We start from the raw sequence: 2,283 nt of genomic DNA, 5'->3' as shown, positions 1-2,283 counted from the left end.
CGCGCCCGGGGCCGCGGCCCGGGGGTCGGTGTCCACCCGCCCGGTGAGCGGGTCGACGCGGGCGTGCGCGTCCACCCGGTGCAGGGCCACCACGACCAGCGGTGGGGTGTGCCCGGTCGGCTCAGCCATGCCGGAACACCACCCCCTGCCCGCCGTCCGGGTAGCTCCACCGGATCGCGGGCCGCTCGGGCGTGCCCCCGTCGCAGACGAGGTAGCAGGTGCCGCACTCGAAGCACTGCTCGTAGTTGAACAGGATGCCGCCGTCGGAGGTGGGCACGAACAGATCCGCCGGGCAGGCGTGCACGCACGCCTTCGTCGGGCAGGTGCGGCACACGTCGGTGTCCACCACGATGTGCGGCTCGTCGGCCACCCGGAACTCGACCCGCCCCATCCGCTCGTCGAACCCCACCTCGGCGAACCCACCGCCACTCACGCCACTCACCGCCCGTCCCCGGTCACCGGGGTTGCCGTGAAGGGCACTTTCCCTGCGTGTGATGCAGTGAATGTGCCCCTCGCTGCGTGTGGCGCAGGGAAAGTGCCCTTCACGGCACAACAACGGGGCTGCCAAAGCATCGGGGACCTCCTCGGGTGGGGGGTGGGTTCAGCCGAAGGTGCGGAGGGCGGTGAGGGTGTCGCGGGCGAGGTCGCGGCGGCGCAGCCGGTGGCGGCGGAGCGCGCGGCGCAGCAACCGGCGCAGGCCGGGCTTCGGGCGCGGATTGTCCACGGTGAACATCCCCTCGGCCAGGTCGCAGATCAGGCCGGGGTAGCGCCGCTGCATCCGGTCGGACAGCACCAGGCCGGGCGCGTCCCGCAGCTTGCGGTGATCGCCCAGCACGAACGAGTCCTCCAGCAGCGTCCGGTACCGCGCGACCCTGCGGGGCTCGCCCGTGCGCACCGCCTCGGCGGCGGCCCGGCCCGCGTACATCCCGGAGCCGAGGGCGAAGTTCACCCCCTCCAGCCAGATTCCGGCCGCCAGGCACATCGCGGCCGCGTCGCCCGCCACGAGGATCCCGTCGCCGACGAGCGTGGGCATGCTGCGGTAGCCGCCCTCGGGGATGAGGTGCGCCGAGTACTCGACCACCTCGCCGCCCCGCACCAACGGCCGCACGGACGGGTGCTCCTTGAGCTCGGTCAGCAGGTCCTCCGGACGACGACCCGCCGCGGACAGCCCCTCCAACCCGAGGACGAGCCCGACGGCCACCGTCTCCCGGTTGGTGTAGACGAACGCCCCGCCCGGGATCTCGCCGGTCCCGCCGAGGATCTCGATGTCGACCCCGTCGCTGCCGTGCACCCCGAAGCGTTCCTCGATCGTGGCCCGCGGCAGCGCCAGCGTCTCCTTCACCCCGAGCGTGGTGTGTGCGGCCTCCACGCCCGTGTGCAGGCCCGCCTGCTTCGCGAGGAAGGAGTTCACCCCGTCGCAGGCGATCACCACCCGCGCGGTCAGGTCGCCGTCCGGCCGGTCGGTGCGCACCCCCACGACCCGGCCCGCACCGGTGCGCAGCAGCGCGGTGACGACGGTGGAGGTGACCAGCGTGGCACCCTCGGCCTCGGCCCGCCCGGCGAGCCAGTGGTCGAACTCGGCGCGGTGCGTGGTGGCGCCGTTGTACGGTTCGCGGCCCCAGTTCTGGCTGCGGAAGTCCACGGTGAAGCTGCGCTCGCCGTCCAGCACCATCGTCTGGCGCCGGGTGACCCACCGCTGCACCGGCATCCGCTCGGACCAGTCGGGGATCAGCTCGTCGAGCACCCGCCCGTAGACCACGCCGCCGTAGACGTTCTTCGACCCGGCGAACGGCCCCCGTTCCAGCAGCGCCACCGTGTACCCGGCGCGGGCCACCTCGAGGGCCGCCGCCGACCCCGCGGGGCCCGCCCCGGCCACGAGCACGTCGAAGTCGTATTCCGCCGGTTCGGGCACGGTCACCGCCGCGCCCGCCGGTCCCGCCCGGTCACGCATCTCCGGCCTCCAGTCGACGGGCCAGTTCGGTCAGCAACGCCCGCGCGTCGGTGACGATGCCGAGGTCGGCCAGGGCCGTCATCGGGCAACTGGCGTCGGTGTTCACCGACACGACGTGCCGCGGCGCCCCCAGACCACCGGTGTGCTGGGCCGCACCGGACACGCCGAACGCGACGTAGAGGTCCGGGTCGACGACCACGCCCGTGGTGCCGATCTGCCGTTCGTAGGGCGCCCAGCCCGCGTCGGTGACGATGCGGGTCGCCCCCACCGACGCACCCAGCGCCGCCGCGACCGCGCCCAGCTCGGCCAGCGCCTCCGGCCCGGACCGTCCG

3 protein-coding genes are annotated in these 2,283 nt (G+C 74.1%); all 3 read right to left on the bottom strand.

All coding sequences use genetic code 11. From position 1 onward, the window contains the following. Positions 1 to 121 precede the first annotated feature (121 nt). On the bottom strand, positions 122 to 433 hold the full coding sequence (locus ACTIR_RS0100820) for a ferredoxin family protein (protein ID WP_007027339.1): 312 nt from the start codon (positions 431 to 433) through the stop codon (positions 122 to 124). A gap of 168 nt (positions 434 to 601) precedes the next feature. Then, on the bottom strand, positions 602 to 1,951 hold the full coding sequence (locus tag ACTIR_RS0100815; RefSeq protein ID WP_026452862.1) for an FAD-dependent oxidoreductase: 1,350 nt from the start codon (positions 1,949 to 1,951) through the stop codon (positions 602 to 604). Continuing rightward, positions 1,944 to 2,283, bottom strand: a 340-nt coding sequence (locus tag ACTIR_RS26135) for an FAD-binding protein (protein WP_199285547.1), incomplete at its 5' end; no start/stop codon positions are given. The genes ACTIR_RS26135 and ACTIR_RS0100815, both read right to left, overlap by 8 nt.

It is taken from the genome of Saccharomonospora iraqiensis subsp. iraqiensis, assembly GCF_000430445.1.
Lineage (GTDB): Bacteria > Actinomycetota > Actinomycetes > Mycobacteriales > Pseudonocardiaceae > Saccharomonospora > Saccharomonospora iraqiensis.
This window is presented reverse-complemented; position numbering and strand designations above follow the sequence as displayed.